Source organism: Metabacillus dongyingensis (assembly GCF_019933155.2).
Classification (GTDB): Bacteria; Bacillota; Bacilli; order Bacillales; family Bacillaceae; genus Bacillus_P; species Bacillus_P dongyingensis.
In genome coordinates this window covers 3,616,609-3,633,407 of sequence record NZ_CP082944.1, presented here as the reverse complement: position 1 = coordinate 3,633,407, position 16,799 = coordinate 3,616,609, and the positions used below count along the sequence as shown (strand labels likewise).

At 40.3% G+C, this 16,799-nt stretch carries 15 protein-coding genes; 12 read left to right on the top strand and 3 right to left on the bottom strand.

Features of this window, described 5'->3' with window-relative positions:
* Positions 1-5: 5 nt before the first annotated feature.
* Complete coding sequence (locus tag K8L98_RS18035) at positions 6-2,339, top strand: DNA internalization-related competence protein ComEC/Rec2 (RefSeq protein ID WP_223436825.1); 2,334 nt, start codon at positions 6-8, stop codon at positions 2,337-2,339.
* A 115-nt stretch (positions 2,340-2,454) separates the two neighbouring features.
* Here the strand turns inward: K8L98_RS18035 and K8L98_RS18030 are convergent, their stop codons facing one another.
* A complete protein-coding gene (locus tag K8L98_RS18030) occupies positions 2,455-2,589 on the bottom strand; it encodes a YqzM family protein (RefSeq protein WP_223436824.1) in 135 nt (44 codons plus the stop codon).
* Between the two features lie 300 nt (positions 2,590-2,889).
* Between K8L98_RS18030 and holA the strand changes: the two genes are divergently transcribed.
* Positions 2,890-3,906 (top strand): DNA polymerase III subunit delta, encoded by a 1,017-nt coding sequence (gene holA / locus K8L98_RS18025; RefSeq protein WP_223436822.1) that lies wholly within the window; start codon positions 2,890-2,892, stop codon positions 3,904-3,906.
* Between the two features lie 43 nt (positions 3,907-3,949).
* Here holA and rpsT read toward each other — a convergent pair whose 3' ends face one another.
* Positions 3,950-4,216 carry a 30S ribosomal protein S20 gene (gene rpsT / locus K8L98_RS18020; RefSeq protein ID WP_070874389.1) on the bottom strand — a complete coding sequence of 89 codons (267 nt, stop codon included), beginning with the start codon at positions 4,214-4,216 and terminating at the stop codon, positions 3,950-3,952.
* A gap of 209 nt (positions 4,217-4,425) precedes the next feature.
* On the opposite strand from rpsT, the gene gpr reads away from it, so the two are divergent.
* The 3 genes from gpr (at position 4,426) to K8L98_RS18005 (ending at position 7,177) form a co-directional block, all read left to right on the top strand.
* Entirely contained in the window at positions 4,426-5,544 is a 1,119-nt protein-coding gene (gene gpr, locus K8L98_RS18015; RefSeq protein WP_223436820.1) for a GPR endopeptidase, read from the top strand.
* A 66-nt stretch (positions 5,545-5,610) separates the two neighbouring features.
* Positions 5,611-6,810 (top strand): stage II sporulation protein P, encoded by a 1,200-nt coding sequence (gene spoIIP / locus K8L98_RS18010; RefSeq protein ID WP_223436819.1) that lies wholly within the window; start codon positions 5,611-5,613, stop codon positions 6,808-6,810.
* 25 nt (positions 6,811-6,835) lie between these two features.
* Positions 6,836-7,177, top strand: coding sequence for a YqxA family protein (locus K8L98_RS18005; protein ID WP_223436817.1), 342 nt, complete (start codon positions 6,836-6,838; stop codon positions 7,175-7,177).
* 151 nt (positions 7,178-7,328) lie between these two features.
* Here the strand turns inward: K8L98_RS18005 and K8L98_RS18000 are convergent, their stop codons facing one another.
* Entirely contained in the window at positions 7,329-7,517 is a 189-nt protein-coding gene (locus tag K8L98_RS18000; protein WP_243550977.1) for a hypothetical protein, read from the bottom strand.
* A 176-nt stretch (positions 7,518-7,693) separates the two neighbouring features.
* Here K8L98_RS18000 and lepA point away from each other — a divergent pair, with 176 nt between their 5' ends.
* From lepA to prmA, 7 genes are all read left to right on the top strand, one after another.
* Positions 7,694-9,520 carry a translation elongation factor 4 gene (gene lepA, locus K8L98_RS17995; RefSeq protein ID WP_223436815.1) on the top strand — a complete coding sequence of 609 codons (1,827 nt, stop codon included), beginning with the start codon at positions 7,694-7,696 and terminating at the stop codon, positions 9,518-9,520.
* 99 nt (positions 9,521-9,619) lie between these two features.
* Positions 9,620-10,771, top strand: coding sequence for a radical SAM family heme chaperone HemW (gene hemW / locus K8L98_RS17990; protein ID WP_223436814.1), 1,152 nt, complete (start codon positions 9,620-9,622; stop codon positions 10,769-10,771).
* A gap of 176 nt (positions 10,772-10,947) precedes the next feature.
* Positions 10,948-11,976, top strand: a complete 1,029-nt coding sequence (gene hrcA / locus K8L98_RS17985) for a heat-inducible transcriptional repressor HrcA (protein ID WP_223436812.1) — start codon at positions 10,948-10,950, stop codon at positions 11,974-11,976.
* 84 nt (positions 11,977-12,060) lie between these two features.
* The gene (gene grpE / locus K8L98_RS17980) at positions 12,061-12,654 is read left to right on the top strand and encodes a nucleotide exchange factor GrpE (RefSeq protein ID WP_223436810.1); all 594 of its coding nucleotides are present in this window, start codon (positions 12,061-12,063) and stop codon (positions 12,652-12,654) included.
* A gap of 24 nt (positions 12,655-12,678) precedes the next feature.
* On the top strand, positions 12,679-14,505 hold the full coding sequence (gene dnaK, locus K8L98_RS17975) for a molecular chaperone DnaK (RefSeq protein ID WP_223436809.1): 1,827 nt from the start codon (positions 12,679-12,681) through the stop codon (positions 14,503-14,505).
* A gap of 218 nt (positions 14,506-14,723) precedes the next feature.
* A complete protein-coding gene (gene dnaJ, locus K8L98_RS17970; RefSeq protein ID WP_223436807.1) occupies positions 14,724-15,836 on the top strand; it encodes a molecular chaperone DnaJ in 1,113 nt (370 codons plus the stop codon).
* A gap of 20 nt (positions 15,837-15,856) precedes the next feature.
* On the top strand, positions 15,857-16,795 hold the full coding sequence (gene prmA, locus K8L98_RS17965) for a 50S ribosomal protein L11 methyltransferase (protein WP_223436806.1): 939 nt from the start codon (positions 15,857-15,859) through the stop codon (positions 16,793-16,795).
* Positions 16,796-16,799: the final 4 nt, after the last annotated feature.

Here is a 16,799-nt window from a genome sequence, read left to right as displayed (position 1 = left end):
TCGGCATGACTAAAATAAGCTATCAAGGAAAGCTCATCTATTTTGCGGCAGCAGCCGGTTTAGCCGTTGCTGCTGCAAAATTTCCATTCCACCCGATTTCCCTCTTCATTATTCTTCTCTTTTATGCACATCTTCTTTTACGCAAAAAAATGACTTTGCTGATTGGCTGTATGGCCATTTTCACTCTCTTCATTCTTCATTTTTCCGCAGTAGAAAAAGGCAATGTTTCAGGATTCGCTGAGGGCAGAATTACCGTTCAAGGCAAATTCGCTGAATTTCCGGAAATAGACGGGAATCAATTGAAAGGGGTTATAAATGTAAACAAAGAAAGGATAATTGCCGTATACTATTTCAGATCAGAGGAAGAGAAAAACAGGTTCAAGCTATTGGAAATCAGTACATCCTGTACATTTAAGGGGGAATTAAAGCCCCCTAAACATGCAACGAACCCGAATGCTTTTGATTATTCAGATTATCTAAAATACAATCGAATCCATTGGGTGCTGACTGCCGATTCTATTCATCTATGCAGGAATCCAGAAAAAACATTATTAGAAAAATTGAAAGAATACAGACAAGATGGTATTCAATTTATTTCTGATGTTTTTCCGGAGGAATCCAAAGGGATTGTACAAGCTCTTTTGTACGGGGAACGTTCTCAAATTTCCGAGGATATAAACAAGGCATATCAGGAGCTGGGCATCGTCCATTTGCTTGCAATCTCCGGTCTCCATGTCGGAATTTTAGTTTCCGGGCTCTACTATATCTTGATCAGAACAGGAATGACGCATGAAAAAACGAAACTTCTTTTAATCCTGTCGCTGCCGGTTTACTGCATAATCGCTGGAGGAGCGCCCTCTGTTCTCAGGGCTGCAGGGATGAGCATGCTTTATCTTGCATCAAAACAAATGAGGCTGCAGCTTTCCACGATTGATGTTATTTCTGTTACGTTTCTTGTTCTGCTAGCTGCTGATCCATATTATTTATTTAATGTTGGATTTCAATTGTCCTTTTCTGTAAGTATTGCTCTTATCCTGTCAGCAAAGACTTTATCAAAAATCACAATCCGCTTTTATCAGCTGCTGGCAGTTTCTTCAGTAGCCCTGTTCGCATCCCTTCCAATTATTTTGTACAGTTTTTATCAAATTTCCCTTTTAAGCCTGCCAATGAATATTCTATTTGTGCCGTTTTACTCTGTCGTCATTCTCCCTTTATCACTGGCCTCAGTGTTTGGGATGCATATTTTTTCTCCATTAGGCTCATTCCTCATCGCCGTAACGGATTTTTTGCTGAAAATAAGCAATAACATAGTTCTGTTTATCAACAGCTTGCCTTCCTTCATGCTTCTGTTTGGCAAGCCATCTTTTCCGTTTCTTTTTCTTTTCATCGTTTTCCTATGCCTGGCTTTTATCGTTTACGAGAAGTCAAATCGATTGAAAGAAATGCGGCTATTCGTTTTATTCATTGTTCTTCTCCTTTTTTATCAGCACGAATCGGAGTATTTCGTAAGGACAGGCGAGATCGTGATGCTTGATGTCGGTCAGGGTGATTCCATTTATCTCTCAGCACCGCATAATCAGGGGACATACTTAATTGATACGGGCGGAATCCTCTCATTTAATCAGGAAAAATGGAAAGAAAAAAGCAATCCATATTCGATTTCTGAAGATACCCTTATTCCTTTCCTGAAATCAAAAGGCAAAAGAACACTTGATAAATTGATTTTGACTCATGGAGATGCAGATCATGCGGGAGAGGTTACCAAACTTCTTGATGAAATTCGTGTCATAGAGTTGATTGTGCCATTAGGTTTTTTAAGAGGAGAATTTGAGCAGAAAATCATTGATAAAGCGAAAAGTACAGGAACGGAGGTATCCGTATTGAAAAGCGGGGACGCTGTATCTGACTCATTTTTCAAATTGAACATCTTATCTCCAATCAATTTGTCAGAGAGTGAAAATAACGATTCACTCGTTATATTTGCTAAGATTGGGGGCTTAAAGTGGCTGTTTACGGGTGATCTTGAGCACGAAGGAGAAAAGCGTATTTTAGAAAAATATAAAGGATTAAAAACCGATGTATTAAAGATTGGACATCATGGAAGCAAGGGGTCTACTTCAGATTTGTTTTTAAAGCAGCTTCAGCCTAGGATTGCTTTGATTTCAGCAGGGGAGAACAACCGGTATAATCATCCTCATAATGAAGTGATCGGGCTGCTTCAGAAATACGGGATGGAAATTCTTCAAACGAAGGATCATGGTTCGATTACTTTTAAATTTAATGGAGATAGTGGAACGTTTTCCGTTCAGCCTCCATACGATAGCGTATCAGATAAATGATTTTTGCAATAAAAAAACGGCAGCTATGTGAGGCAGATCCGTTCTGAAAGAGAAGTCAGGTGCTAGAGCTAGACAATGAAAAAGAGACTGCTCTGCAGTCTCTATGTAAGGGTTGTCATGAACCGATTAACTTAATAACTGTCGCTAATACGAAAATAGTGGCAAAAAAGCCAAAAGAAACGACAAATCCTACTCCTGAGTCTACTGCATCGTTGCGTTTGCTTTGAACATTCTTTTCAAATTCATTCACAATTTACCCCTCCTATATGCCTTATAGTATAAGCCAAATCATTTAAAAAATCTATCATTTTCCAATCAGGTTTTGACAACACTTTACACATATATTAACCGATCAGAGTGAGAAAAATATATACAACATATTGATCGCTTACCTGCACATGTATCCTGGGGCATATGCGGTGGCGTTTATATATATGGGAACCGGCTGAGCCTGTTCCCTATTCATTTTGCCCATTTATATAATCCGCACTTGCTAAACAGGCAGGGTACCGATACGATTAGAAAAGAATGATTGAAACTGGGTGATAAAATGATATCAAATGTCTGGAAAGATATAAAAAATAAACAGCTGAAGCCGGCATACCTGCTTCTTGGAAAGGAATCTTACCTTATTCAGGAAACCGTTCAGCTTATTATTGAAGCTGCACTGGATCCTTCAGAGATTGATTTTAATCTTGCGCAGTATGACCTGTCAGAGGTCCCATTGGAGTCCGCCATTGAGGATGCAGAAACACTTCCTTTTCTAGGTGAAAAAAGAGTGGTTATTCTTAAGAATCCTCAATTTTTAACGAGTGAAAAGAAGAAAGAAAAAATAGAACACCGCATTGATAAATTAGAGGAATATTTAAAAAGTCCTGCTCCATATACCATTTTGGTTATTGTGGCCCCATTTGAAAAGCTTGATGAACGAAAAAAAATTACAAAAGCTGTCAAAAAAATGACAGAAGCTGTAGAGATGAATGGATTTTCTGAGCATGAAACAAAGAAATGGATGAATGAACTGGCAGATGCAAATGCCATTGCACTTGAAAATTCAGCAAGAGATCAGCTTTATATGCTGACAGCCGGAAACTTAATGGCCATCTCACAAGAAATGAAAAAGTTGAGTACATATACGGGTGAAGGCGGAATAATAAGGGAGGACATTGTTTCTGCACTTGTTTCAAGAACACTTGAGCAGAATATTTTTGAATTGATTGAGAAGGTTATCCGCAAAGACAGAACTCGTGCCATGCAGATTTTTTATGATTTGCTGAAAGCAAACGAGGAACCGATAAAAATATTATCTTTGCTGATTAATCAATTCAGACTGATTCTTCAAGTGAAAGAACTGTCTGTTCTGGGATATGGACAGCAGCAAATTGCGGGAAACCTCAAGGTGCACCCATTCCGTGTGAAACTAGCCATGCAGCAGGCGCAGCTTTTTCAAACCTCAGAACTGACATCGATCATGAAACAGCTTGGTGAGGCAGACTATGAAATGAAAACCGGAAAAATGGACAAAAGACTTGCTGTTGAATTATTTTTACTCCGCTTATTCAAATAAAGTCCATAAAAAAAATCCTCTTCTCGGGAAGAGGATTTTTTTATTATGCTGAAAGACCGTTTACAGATTTCGTTAAACGAGATTTGTAACGAGCAGCAGCGTTTTTGTGGATTAGACCACTTTGAGCAGCTTTGTCAATTCTTTTAGAAGCTACAGCTAGTGCAGCTTTTGCATTGTCAGCATCATTGTTAACAACTAGAGCTTCTACTCTTTTAATAGCAGTACGCATTGCAGATTTGATTGTAACATTGTGTGCATTGCGCTCAGCGTTAGTTTTTGTGCGTTTGATTGCAGATTTGATGTTTGGCATTCGTTTCACCTCCTAAAAAGCATTCGAGATCTATTATACTCGACATTTTCATCAATAATAAGAACAAGTGATATTTTATCAAACGGACATATAGATTGCAATATAATTGTAAAGGAAATTATCACGGCTTATATCTGTCAAGAATGAAACCTGCAAATTAAGGCAAAAATACAGAATAAGAAAGACTATGCAGCCAGGAGGTTATGATAGTGAAAGAACCTTTAGATTTGAGTATGTATTCAGTCAGAACAGATTTGGCCATTGAAGCACGTGATATGGCATCTGAATCTAAAACATCTGAGCCCGAAAAGAAATCACCCGAGATTGAAGGCGTTATTGTCAAAGAGCGGGACGATAATGGAGTTAAAATAACATCTCTTCAAATTACAGAAAAGGGTGCAGAGCTTACGGGAAAGAAGCCGGGAAATTACTTGACACTTGAAGTGCAGGGGATTCGCCAAAAAGATACAGCATTGCAAAATCAGGTTGTCGACATATTTGCAAAAGAATTCAGCAGTTTTATGGATGGTCTGAAGATTCCAAAGGATGCAAGCTGTTTAGTTGTGGGACTCGGCAACTGGAATGTAACACCAGATTCGCTTGGTCCCCGTGTTGTCGAAAACCTTCTTGTTACACGTCATTTATTTCAGCTTCAGCCTGAAAATGTGCAGGAAGGCTTCAGGCCGGTAAGCGCTATTTCACCTGGAGTAATGGGAATTACCGGGATTGAAACAAGTGATATTATTACCGGCATTATTGAAAAAAGCAAACCGGATTTTGTCATTGCCATTGATGCGCTGGCTGCAAGATCGATAGAGCGTGTAAATACAACTATTCAAATTTCAGACACCGGCATTCATCCCGGATCTGGCGTTGGAAACAAACGGAAAGAGTTGAGCATGGACACTTTGGGCATACCTGTTATTGCGCTTGGTATTCCGACGGTTGTAGATGCGGTATCAATCACAAGTGATACGATTGACTTTATCTTAAAGCACTTCGGAAGAGAGATGAAGGAAGGAGACCGCCCTTCTAAGTCGCTCACTCCCGCCGGGATGTCATTTGGAGAAAAGAGGGTGCTTTCTGATGAAGATCTTCCTTCTGATGAACATAGACAGCAGTTCCTTGGGATTATTGGAACTCTTGAAGATGAAGAAAAAAGAAGACTGATTCATGAAGTTCTATCTCCGCTTGGACATAATTTAATGGTGACTCCAAAAGAAGTGGATACATTTATTGAAGACATGGCAACTGTAGTTGCAAATGGACTGAATGAGGCACTTCATCAGCAGGTGGACAGCAGCAACGCGAGGTCATATACCCATTAAAATATAGTCTACTTTCTCCGGCTCCTGCATATAGTTAAGCAGGCAAGCTTTGAAGGAGGAAAGAAGATGAAGCATTCTCGGAATAATCGCGGAATAATAGTGACTCTGAATGGGACAAGCTTGAAAAAAGGATTTGCACTCAGCTTTATCGGGTTTATGCTCGTATTTTTGCTTTCAGGCGCGCTTACTTCCCTAAAACCTGAATATAGGATCACATCTAAATCAATTAATGAATTAACAAATAATATTACAGGTGATTCTTTTATTCATCTGCTTGGTTTTGAAAATCGCTATTTTGTTCAGGATTTGCCTAAAGAGGCTAAACCTCCAAGTTTTTCTTCGTTATTTTTTAAAGCGGCTACAAGCATTAATCCAGAGGATCCGCGGAGTCTCCTTGGAAGGGAACTCCCCGGATTCACCCTGTTTGACAGCGAAATCGTAGTTGCAGGAGAAGGTACGGATTATACAACGATGCCTATTGAATCACCGCCGCCGACAGAGGTGCTGTTAGAGGAGCGGGAAGCATCAATCGCTGACTTAAAAGGGGCAGACGATCAGCCCGATCAGTCCAAAACACCGCCAATAGCGACAACAGGCGAACGCAAAGTTGTTTATATTTACCATACACATACAACAGAATCCTATTTGCCTATGTTAAAAGATGTGAAAAATGCAAACAGTGCTTATCATTCTGAAGCAAATGTAACTCTCGTTGGAGACAGGCTCGGAAAATCGCTTGAAGATCAGGGAATAGGAACAAACGTTGATAAAACCAATTTCATGAAGAAGCTGAATGAAAAAGGCTGGTCTTTTACAAAAGCCTACTCTATGTCCAGGCCGACGGTCGAAACGGCGATGGCAGGGAATAAAGAGCTGGAGTATGTAATCGATATCCACCGTGATTCTCAGCGGTATAAAGTTACAACAGCTGATATTAACGGGAAAAAATATGCCAAGGTGGCATTTGTCATCGGAGGAAAGAATCCGCTGCATGACAAAAACAAACAGCTGGCATCAGAGCTTCATAATAGAATAGAAGCGAAATACCCAGGACTCAGCAGAGGAGTTTTTCTTAAGGATTCACCAGGATCAAACAGCCTGTATAATCAGGACCTGACTCAAAACGCCATGTTAATTGAATTCGGCGGAATTGATAATAACCTTGATGAATTGAATCGAACAGCAGACGCAGTAGCGGATATTTTCAGCGAATATTACTGGCAGGCTGAAAAAGCGAATGCAGATTCAGCTGCTGAAAAAAAATAAGGTAAATAGATTAGAGGGAAGTATGATGATGAAATTCATGCTAAAGTGCTTTGTCCTAAGCTCAATATTGCTGCTTGGTGTTCTGTTTGGAATGCAGCAGGCCAATCAAGGTCTTGTAAAAATGAAGGGGTATGAAGACCCGAATTTGAGCAGCGCTTTTGAAGTGAAAAATGATTCATCAGGAGAATTGGAAGCTTCCGTATTAGGCGTCAGCCATAATCTCGAAGAAAAACAGGAAAAACTTGAAGAAATGGAAGCATTCAATTTCTTTTCCCAGCTGGGCAAAAAATTTGCTGCTCTTGCAAATGCAGTCATAACTGGCTTTATCACATTTTTAGCGGGTTTGGTTGAAAGCCTGTTTCAATAATGGATCCATTGAATATACTTAAGGGAAGTCCGTTTTAGGGCTTCCCATATTTGTTTAGCGGATAAACCTGCTTCGGTTAAATAACTCCTGGCCCCTCATGCCAGAACAAATTTCCTCAGGATAGTCAAACCAGGATTTTTCGGGTGAATTCTTATCTGTCTGCCCGAGTCTGAACAGTCGGTTCCGTTTTTCTCATTGTCCAGCTCCACCGCCCAACTCGCTCGGCCAGAACGGCTCCGCCAGTAAAGGCAAAAAGCGCCTTTTCTGTCGGATCCTTATCTGTCATGCCTGAGCTAAACGGGCGGTTCCGCTTTTCCCATTGTCGAGCTCCACCGCCCAACTCCTCGGCCAGAACGGCTCCGCCAGTAAAGGCAAAAAGCGCCTTTTCTGTCGGATCCTTATCTGTCTGTCGGAGCTAAACGGGCCGTTCCGCTTTTCCCTGTTGAATGTTACTTCCCCTATTGATATAATTAAATTTAGTGCATTGGCCAGTTTAGTAGGAGTGATAGAACGATTATGAAGAATAAAGAAGATAAATTAAATAGACAATCCAAAATACGAAATTTCTCGATTATTGCCCATATTGACCACGGCAAATCAACGCTTGCGGATCGGATCCTTGAAAAAACGTCCGCGTTGACTCAAAGGGAAATGAAAAATCAGCTTCTTGACTCAATGGATCTTGAGAGAGAACGCGGAATAACAATTAAATTAAATGCCGTTCAATTAAGATATAAAGCAAAAGATGGAGAAGAATATATTTTCCATTTGATTGATACACCGGGACATGTCGATTTTACATACGAGGTTTCCCGCAGTCTGGCTGCATGTGAAGGGGCTGTATTGGTAGTTGATGCTGCTCAGGGAATTGAGGCGCAAACCCTTGCGAATGTTTATTTGGCTCTTGATAATGATCTGGAAATACTGCCAATTATCAACAAAATCGACCTTCCAAGTGCTGATCCTGAACGTGTTCGCCAGGAAATTGAAGATGTAATCGGTCTTGATGCTTCAGAAGCTGTTCTCGCTTCTGCTAAAGCTGGCATCGGAATTGAAGAAATTTTGGAACAGGTTGTTGAAAAGGTGCCTGCTCCTCAAGGTGATCCTGATGCGCCGCTTAAAGCGCTTATCTTCGACTCCTTATATGACGCATACCGCGGTGTAGTAGCATATATTCGAGTGGTAGAGGGCTCAGTTAAAGTCGGACAGAAAATCAAGATGATGGCAACCGGCAAGGAATTTGAAGTAACAGAGGTGGGTGTTTTTACACCTAAAGCTCTTTTGCTTGATGAATTAAATGTAGGTGATGTTGGATTTTTAACAGCTGCCATTAAAAATGTCGGCGATACAAGAGTCGGGGACACGATTACGGATGCGAAAAATGGTGCAACAGAGGCGCTTCCAGGCTACCGTAAATTAAACCCAATGGTGTATTGCGGTCTATATCCAATTGATACTGCAAGATACAACGATCTTCGCGAGGCATTAGAAAGATTGGAGCTGAATGATTCTGCGCTTCAATATGAACCGGAAACATCTCAGGCTCTTGGTTTTGGCTTCCGCTGCGGATTCCTTGGTCTCCTGCACATGGAAATTATCCAGGAACGGATTGAACGTGAATTTAAAATCGATTTAATTACAACGGCCCCAAGTGTTATTTACAATGTCTTTTTAACAGATGGAAGCGAAGTCCGCATTGATAATCCATCAAATCTTCCTGATCCGCAAAAGATTGACCGGATTGAAGAGCCATACGTGAAAGCCACGGTTATGGTACCAAACGATTATGTAGGTGCAGTGATGGAGCTTTGCCAAAATAAACGAGGCAACTTTATCGACATGCAATATTTGGATGAAAACAGAGTAAGCATCGTTTATGAACTTCCATTATCTGAAATTGTATATGATTTCTTTGACCAATTAAAATCAAACACAAAAGGGTATGCATCATTTGATTATGAGCTGATTGGATATAAAACATCCCAGCTTGTGAAAATGGATATCCTGCTCAACAATGAGAAAATTGATGCCTTGTCATTTATTGTTCACAGAGATTCAGCCTATGACCGCGGTAAAATCATTGTAGAGAAGTTAAAAGAATTGATTCCCCGCCAGCAATTTGAGGTTCCTATTCAGGCTGCAATCGGCCAAAAAGTTGTTGCTCGATCTACGATCAAAGCTATGCGCAAAAACGTTCTTGCCAAATGCTACGGAGGAGATATTTCCCGTAAACGCAAACTTCTTGAGAAACAAAAAGAAGGAAAGAAACGAATGAAAACAGTTGGTTCTGTAGAAGTTCCTCAGGAAGCCTTCATGGCTGTTCTGAAAATGGATGACAATTAATTCAGGATCGTTTACATTCAAACTTAAACTATGATAACGTAAGAAAAAACATTTGCCGCAGTCAACGCACTGCGGCTTCTTTATTAGAAGGTGAGAAAAATGGTCAAAGCTGCATATCTTCACATTCCTTTTTGTGAACAAATCTGTCATTATTGCGACTTTAACAAGGTCTTTTTGAAAAATCAGCCTGTTGATGAGTACCTTGACAGCATGCAAATGGAAATGAGAAACACTCTTTTAAAATACCCGGCGGAATCCCTTGAAACGATTTTTATTGGGGGAGGAACGCCTACTGCTTTAAACGAAAAACAAATGGAAAAGCTCCTGAAAGCTATAAATGAAGAATTTAAGCCACTCCCTTCTTTACATGAATTTGCAGTAGAAGCTAATCCGGGCGACCTTTCATATGAAAAGCTTAAAGTGATGAGAGACCTTGGAGTAAACCGCCTGAGCTTCGGCGTGCAGACATTTAACGATGGGCTGCTTGAAAAAATTGGCCGCACACACCGTTCGGCTGATGTTATGAAAAGTATTGAGCTTGCAAAAAAAGCAGGCTTTGACAATATAAGCATTGACCTGATGTACGGGCTGCCGGGGCAGACAATCAGCGACTTCAAAGATTCGCTTAAGATCGGATTTGGTCTGGATGTCCAGCATTATTCTTCGTATTCTCTTATTGTTGAGCCCAAAACGGTCTTTTATAATTTAATGTCTAAAGGAAGACTGACTCTTCCTCCTCAGGAAGAAGAAGCCATCATGTATGAATATCTAATGGAAGTTATGGAGCAGCACGGTTTCCATCAATATGAAATCAGCAATTTTGCGCTTCCCGGTTATGAAAGCAGACATAATCTTACTTATTGGAATAATGATGAGTACTACGGAATCGGAGCGGGAGCGCACAGTTACACAGGCAATATCCGGCGTGCAAATGCAGGTCCTTTAAAAAAATATATGCAGCTGATTGAAGATACAGGTTTTCCTTATCAGAATGAGCATCAAGTAACTGAAGCTGAAAAGATGGAGGAAGAACTTTTTCTTGGCTTGCGTAAATCTGCTGGAGTGAGCAAAAAGAAATTTGACGATAAGTTTGGCATGCCTTTATCAAAAGTGTTTGGTTTGCAGATCAAGGAACAAACAGAAAAAGGCCTATTAAATGATCATCAAGATTCAATTTCCCTTACACATAAAGGGAAATTGCTTGGAAATGAAGTTTTTCAGGCATTTTTAGGTGTTGTACCTTCTGAATAGGGTAAATAGAAAAGACGGCGTTTTTGCGTGTGTCTTTTTGTTTGACTTTCTTTAGTTGATTAAACATAAACTATAGGGGAATTTAATCTAAATAATTGACAATTATCGTTTGATTTGATACTTTTTATTATAGATTTAGCACTCGCGCATACAGAGTGCTAACAGAGGTGATGATAATGTTAACAGATCGTCAGCTTTTAATCCTTCAGGTCATTGTTGATGATTTTATTCAATCTGCTCAGCCGGTAGGGTCAAGAACATTGTCTAAGAAGGAATCGATCACATTCAGTTCTGCAACAATCCGAAATGAAATGGCAGATCTTGAAGAAATGGGCTTCATTGAAAAGACTCACAGTTCATCAGGCAGAGTTCCTTCGGAGAAAGGATACCGCTATTATGTGGATCACTTGCTTGCTCCGCAGAAACTGACGAATATGGATGTTGTTACAATTAAATCTGTCTTTACAGAACGTATATTTGAACTTGAAAAAGTAGTGCAGAAGTCCGCTCAGATTCTTTCGGATTTAACGAATTATACGTCCATTATTCTTGGTCCTAAAGTAAACGAAAATCGGCTGAAACGAATTCAGATCGTTCCAATCAGTGAAGATACAGCTGTTGCAATTATTGTGACAAATACGGGCCATGTTGAAAATAGAACTATTTCTTTTCCAGGTACAATTGATCCGCAGGATATTGAAAAAATGGTTAACATATTAAATGAGCGATTATTTAATGTTCCGATTGTCGAATTGCATGACAAAATATACAAAGAAATTGTAAACTTGCTTAGGAACCATATTCAAAACTATGATTCCATCATGAAAGTTCTATCCGGAACATTTACGATGAACGCAAATGAAAAAATATATTTCGGCGGGAAAACAAATATGTTAAGCCAGCCGGAATTCAATGATATCTCACGTGTCAGAACGCTTTTGACAATGATTGAAGAAGAGCAGGAATTATATAATATTCTGCAGGCCTATGATTCAGGGATTACAATTAAGATTGGCAAAGAAAATCAGAACATTGCCATGGAAAATTGCAGTCTGATCACTGCAACCTATTCAGTTGATAATAAACAAATAGGGCGGATTGCGGTTCTTGGTCCGACAAGAATGGAGTACTCCCGTGTTATCAGTCTGCTCCAGAGAGTCACAAAAGATATGTCCAAAGCCTTAACTAATCTGTATCACTCATAAAAACATTGTCCATATTGTAAGAGAGCGGAAAATTGCTTTCCGCTCCCTTTCCATGGCTTTGCACTTTAAGGGAGGTGAAAGAAATTGACTAACGACGCAAAAGAAACCTTAAAAGAAAATGGAACAGCTTCTGAACAAGAAGAAACATTGGTAAACCAAGAAGGCGAATCAATGGATTCTGAAACACAAGCTGAACAAGCGCAGGAATCTGATGAGTTATCTGCAGCCAAAGCTAAGATTGAAGAGCTTGAAGCAAAGCTTAGTGAAACTGAAAATCGCATGTACCGCGTACAGGCAGATCTAGATAACTTCAGAAGAAGAGCAAGGCTTGATCTTGAGGCTGCTCAAAAATATCGTTCTCAAAATCTGATTACCGAAATACTGCCAGCTCTTGATAATTTTGAAAGAGCGTTAAAAATAGATACGGATGACGAAAAAACACAATCCTTATTACAGGGGATGGATATGGTTTATCGCCAGCTGGTGCAGGCTCTGCAAAATGAAGGAATTGAAGCCATTCAAGCAGAAGGCCAGCCGTTTGACCCGCATCTTCATCAGGCAGTCATGCAGGTAGAAGATGATCAATATGAATCCAATGTTGTCATTGAAGAATTCCAAAAAGGCTACAAATTAAAAGACCGCATTATCAGACCAGCTATGGTTAAAGTAAATCAATAACTTACATATTAGGAGGTTTCTACGATGGGGAAAATTATCGGCATTGATTTAGGTACAACAAACTCATGTGTTGCAGTATTAGAAGGCGGAGAACCTAAGGTTATCCCAAATGCAGAAGGCAACCGCACAACTCCTTCTGTAGTAGCATTTAAAAATGGCGAGCGCCAGGTTGGTGAAGTTGCAAAACGCCAGGCTATTACAAATCCAAACACAATTATGTCCATCAAGCGACATATGGGAACGGACTATAAAGTAGAGGTAGAAGGCAAGGAGAATACTCCTCAGCAAATCTCTGCAATCATCCTTCAGCACTTAAAAGCATATGCAGAAGACTATTTAGGCGAGCCTGTTACAAAAGCTGTTATCACAGTTCCAGCATACTTCAATGATGCTGAGCGTCAGGCAACTAAAGATGCAGGTAAAATTGCAGGACTTGAAGTTGAGCGTATTATCAACGAACCAACTGCAGCAGCACTTGCTTACGGTTTAGATAAAACAGATCAAGATCAAACAATTCTTGTTTACGATTTAGGCGGCGGCACATTTGACGTATCCGTTTTAGAACTTGGAGACGGAGTATTCGAAGTTCGTTCAACTGCTGGAGACAACCGTCTTGGCGGAGATGATTTTGACCAAGTAATCATTGATTATCTTGTTTCAGAATTCAAAAAAGATAACGGCATCGACCTTTCAAAAGACAAAATGGCTCTTCAGCGCTTGAAAGATGCTGCTGAAAAAGCTAAGAAAGATCTTTCAGGTGTATCTTCAACACAGATTTCATTGCCGTTCATTACAGCTGGAGAAGCTGGACCTCTTCACTTGGAAGTGACATTGTCACGTGCTAAATTTGAAGAGCTTTCATCTAATTTAGTTGAAAGAACAATGGGTCCTGTTCGCCAGGCACTTAAAGATGCAGGTCTTTCTAAAAATGAAATTGATAAAGTAATCCTTGTTGGCGGATCTACTCGTATCCCTGCTGTTGTAGAAACAATCAAAAAAGAGCTTGGCCAAGAGCCATCAAAAGGTGTTAACCCGGACGAAGTTGTAGCACTTGGAGCAGCAATTCAAGGCGGCGTTATCACAGGTGACGTCAAAGACGTTGTTTTACTTGACGTAACACCACTTTCACTTGGAATTGAAACAATGGGCGGCGTGTTCACGAAGTTAATTGAGCGCAACACAACGATTCCAACAAGCAAATCACAAGTGTTCTCAACGGCTGCTGACAGCCAAACAGCTGTAGACATCCATGTTCTTCAAGGTGAGCGTCCAATGTCTGCAGATAATAAAACATTAGGCCGTTTCCAATTAACGGATATTCCTCCGGCTCCGCGTGGAGTTCCGCAAATTGAGGTATCATTCGATATTGATAAAAACGGTATCGTAAATGTTCGTGCAAAAGATTTAGGCACAAACAAAGAACAAACAATCACAATTAAATCTTCAACAGGTTTAAGTGATGAAGAAATCGAACGCATGGTAAAAGAAGCAGAAGAAAATGCAGATGCAGATAAAGCGCGCAAAGAAGAAGTTGAACTTCGCAATGAAGCAGATCAGCTAGTGTTCACAACTGAAAAGACTCTTAAAGATCTTGAAGGTAAAGTAGACGAAGCTGACGTTGCAAAAGCGAACGAAGCGAAAGATGCATTAAAAGCTGCTATTGAGAAAAATGAGCTTGAAGAAATCAGAACGAAAAAAGATGAGCTTCAAGAAATCGTTCAGCAATTATCTATGAAATTGTATGAAGAAGCTGCAAAACAGCAACAAGGTGCTGAAGGTGCAGCAGGCGCTAAACAAGATGACAATGTAGTTGATGCTGAATATGAAGAAGTAAACGACGATAAAAAATAATACTGAGCGGAAATGAGTGACTTCATCCCGCAAAAGGAAAGTCAAAGTCAGGCTTGTCTTGACTTTGACTTTTTTTCATGAGTAAAGAAATGACCTATCAGAAAAGATTGAATAGATTACGGGTATGGAAACACCTTCTATACTTAAACAATATGTTGCAATCAGGCTAAATCGAGTGATACAATTTACTTTATGTGAGAATTCGGGAGTGAGAAATTATGAGCAAGCGTGATTACTATGAAGTGCTTGGAGTAAGTAAGAGCGCAACAAAGGATGAAATGAAAAAAGCGTACCGCAAGCTTTCTAAACAATATCATCCTGATATCAACAAGGATGCGGATGCAACCGATAAATTTAAAGAAATTTCAGAGGCTTACGAGGTCCTGACCGATGATCAGAAGCGTGCACAGTATGATCAATTTGGACATACTGATCCAAATCAGGGATTTGGGGGATCTGATTTTGGCGGAGGATTCGGTTTTGACGATATTTTCAGTTCGATCTTTGGAGGCGGCAGAAGACGAGATCCAAATGCGCCAAGACAAGGTGCAGACCTTCAATATACGATGACTTTGTCTTTTGAAGATGCAGTATTCGGCAAGGATACAACAATTGAAATTCCGCGTGAGGAAACATGTGATACATGTGACGGCTCTGGAGCAAAGCCTGGAACTAAGCCTGAAACATGTAAACATTGTAACGGATCCGGACAGCTGAATGTTGAACAAAACACGCCATTCGGCAGAATTGTTAACCGCCGCGTTTGTCATCATTGCAGCGGAACGGGCAAAATGATTAAACATAAATGTTCAACGTGCGGAGGAGCCGGCAAAGTTCAAAAGCGTAAAAAGATTTCTGTTAAAATTCCAGCAGGAGTCGATGATGGCCAGCAGCTAAGAGTTTCCGGACAAGGTGAACCCGGATTTAACGGAGGGCCAAGCGGTGATTTATATGTTGTATTCCAAGTGAGATCTCATGAGTTCTTTGAGAGAGACGGGGACGATATCTATTGTGAAATGCCGCTTACATTTGCGCAGGCAGCTTTAGGTGATGAAATTGAAGTGCCTACTCTGCACGGTAAAGTGAAGCTGAAGGTTCCGGCCGGAACGCAAACGGGCACTAAATTCCGCATGAAGGGAAAAGGTGTCGCCAATGTGAGAGGCTACGGACAGGGTGATCAGCACATTATCGTTCGTGTATTAACGCCTACAAATATTACAGAAAAACAAAAAGAGCTCCTTCGCGATTTTGCTGAAATGAGCGGGGGAAGACCAGATGAGCACGAAGAAAGCTTTTTTGATAAAGTGAAGCGTGCATTCAAGGGTGAATAAACAGAAGTGGAGCTGGTAGAATGAAATGGTCCGAATTAAGTATTCATACAACACAAGAAGCGGTAGAACCAATTTCGAATATTTTGCATGAGGCCGGAGCAAGCGGTGTCGTCATTGAAGATCAAATGGATCTATTAAAAGAGCGCGAAAGTGTGTATGGAGAAATCTACCACCTCAATTCTGATGATTATCCTGATGAAGGTGTTATTATTAAAGCATACCTGCCGGTAAACAGTTTCCTTGGTGAAACAGTTGAAGAGATTAAAGAAGCTGTAAATAACCTGCTTATTCATGATATCGATTTAGGGAAGAATGATATCTCAATCAGTGAAGTTAATGATGAAGAGTGGGCGACTGCGTGGAAGAAGTATTATCATCCCGTAAAGATTTCGGAGCGATTTACGATCGTTCCGACATGGGAAACTTATACACCTGTCCATTCTGATGAACTGATTATTGAGCTTGATCCGGGTATGGCTTTTGGCACAGGGACTCATCCTACAACTGTTCTTTGTATTCAGGCGCTAGAACGCTCTGTAAAAGAACACGATTTAGTAGTAGATGTCGGCACAGGATCAGGAGTATTAAGCATTGCCTCTGCAATGCTTGGAGCAAAGCAGGTTCAGGCACTGGATTTAGATCCTGTTGCTGTAGAAAGCGCACGTTTAAATACAAAATTAAATAAAGTGCACCAGGCAGTCACAGTATCTCAAAATAATTTGCTGAACGGAATTCAAGGTCCTGTAGACGTAGTCGTTGCTAATATTTTGGCTGAAGTCATTCTGCGATTTGTCCACGATGCAAATCAGATTCTGAAACAAGGCGGTTTATTCATCACATCTGGAATCATTCTCAATAAAAAGGCAGAGGTTAAAAACGGTTTAATCGAGGCTGGATTTGAGATTGAAGAAACAGTTGTTATGGAAGACTGGGTGGCCTTTATCGCAAGAAAGAAATAAGAGG

Excerpts from the sequence above, each read along its gene's own strand:
- K8L98_RS18035 (WP_223436825.1), top strand. The coding sequence starts at position 6 with ATGACTAAAATAAGCTATCAAGGAAAGCTCATCTATTTTGCGGCAGCA.
- holA (WP_223436822.1), top strand. The coding sequence starts at position 2,890 with ATGATATCAAATGTCTGGAAAGATATAAAAAATAAACAGCTGAAGCCG.
- rpsT (WP_070874389.1), bottom strand. The coding sequence starts at position 4,216 with ATGCCAAACATCAAATCTGCAATCAAACGCACAAAAACTAACGCTGAG.
- spoIIP (WP_223436819.1), top strand. The coding sequence starts at position 5,611 with ATGAAGCATTCTCGGAATAATCGCGGAATAATAGTGACTCTGAATGGG.
- K8L98_RS18005 (WP_223436817.1), top strand. The coding sequence starts at position 6,836 with ATGATGAAATTCATGCTAAAGTGCTTTGTCCTAAGCTCAATATTGCTG.
- lepA (WP_223436815.1), top strand. The coding sequence starts at position 7,694 with ATGAAGAATAAAGAAGATAAATTAAATAGACAATCCAAAATACGAAAT.
- hemW (WP_223436814.1), top strand. The coding sequence starts at position 9,620 with ATGGTCAAAGCTGCATATCTTCACATTCCTTTTTGTGAACAAATCTGT.
- hrcA (WP_223436812.1), top strand. The coding sequence starts at position 10,948 with ATGTTAACAGATCGTCAGCTTTTAATCCTTCAGGTCATTGTTGATGAT.
- dnaK (WP_223436809.1), top strand. The coding sequence starts at position 12,679 with ATGGGGAAAATTATCGGCATTGATTTAGGTACAACAAACTCATGTGTT.
- dnaJ (WP_223436807.1), top strand. The coding sequence starts at position 14,724 with ATGAGCAAGCGTGATTACTATGAAGTGCTTGGAGTAAGTAAGAGCGCA.
- prmA (WP_223436806.1), top strand. The coding sequence starts at position 15,857 with ATGAAATGGTCCGAATTAAGTATTCATACAACACAAGAAGCGGTAGAA.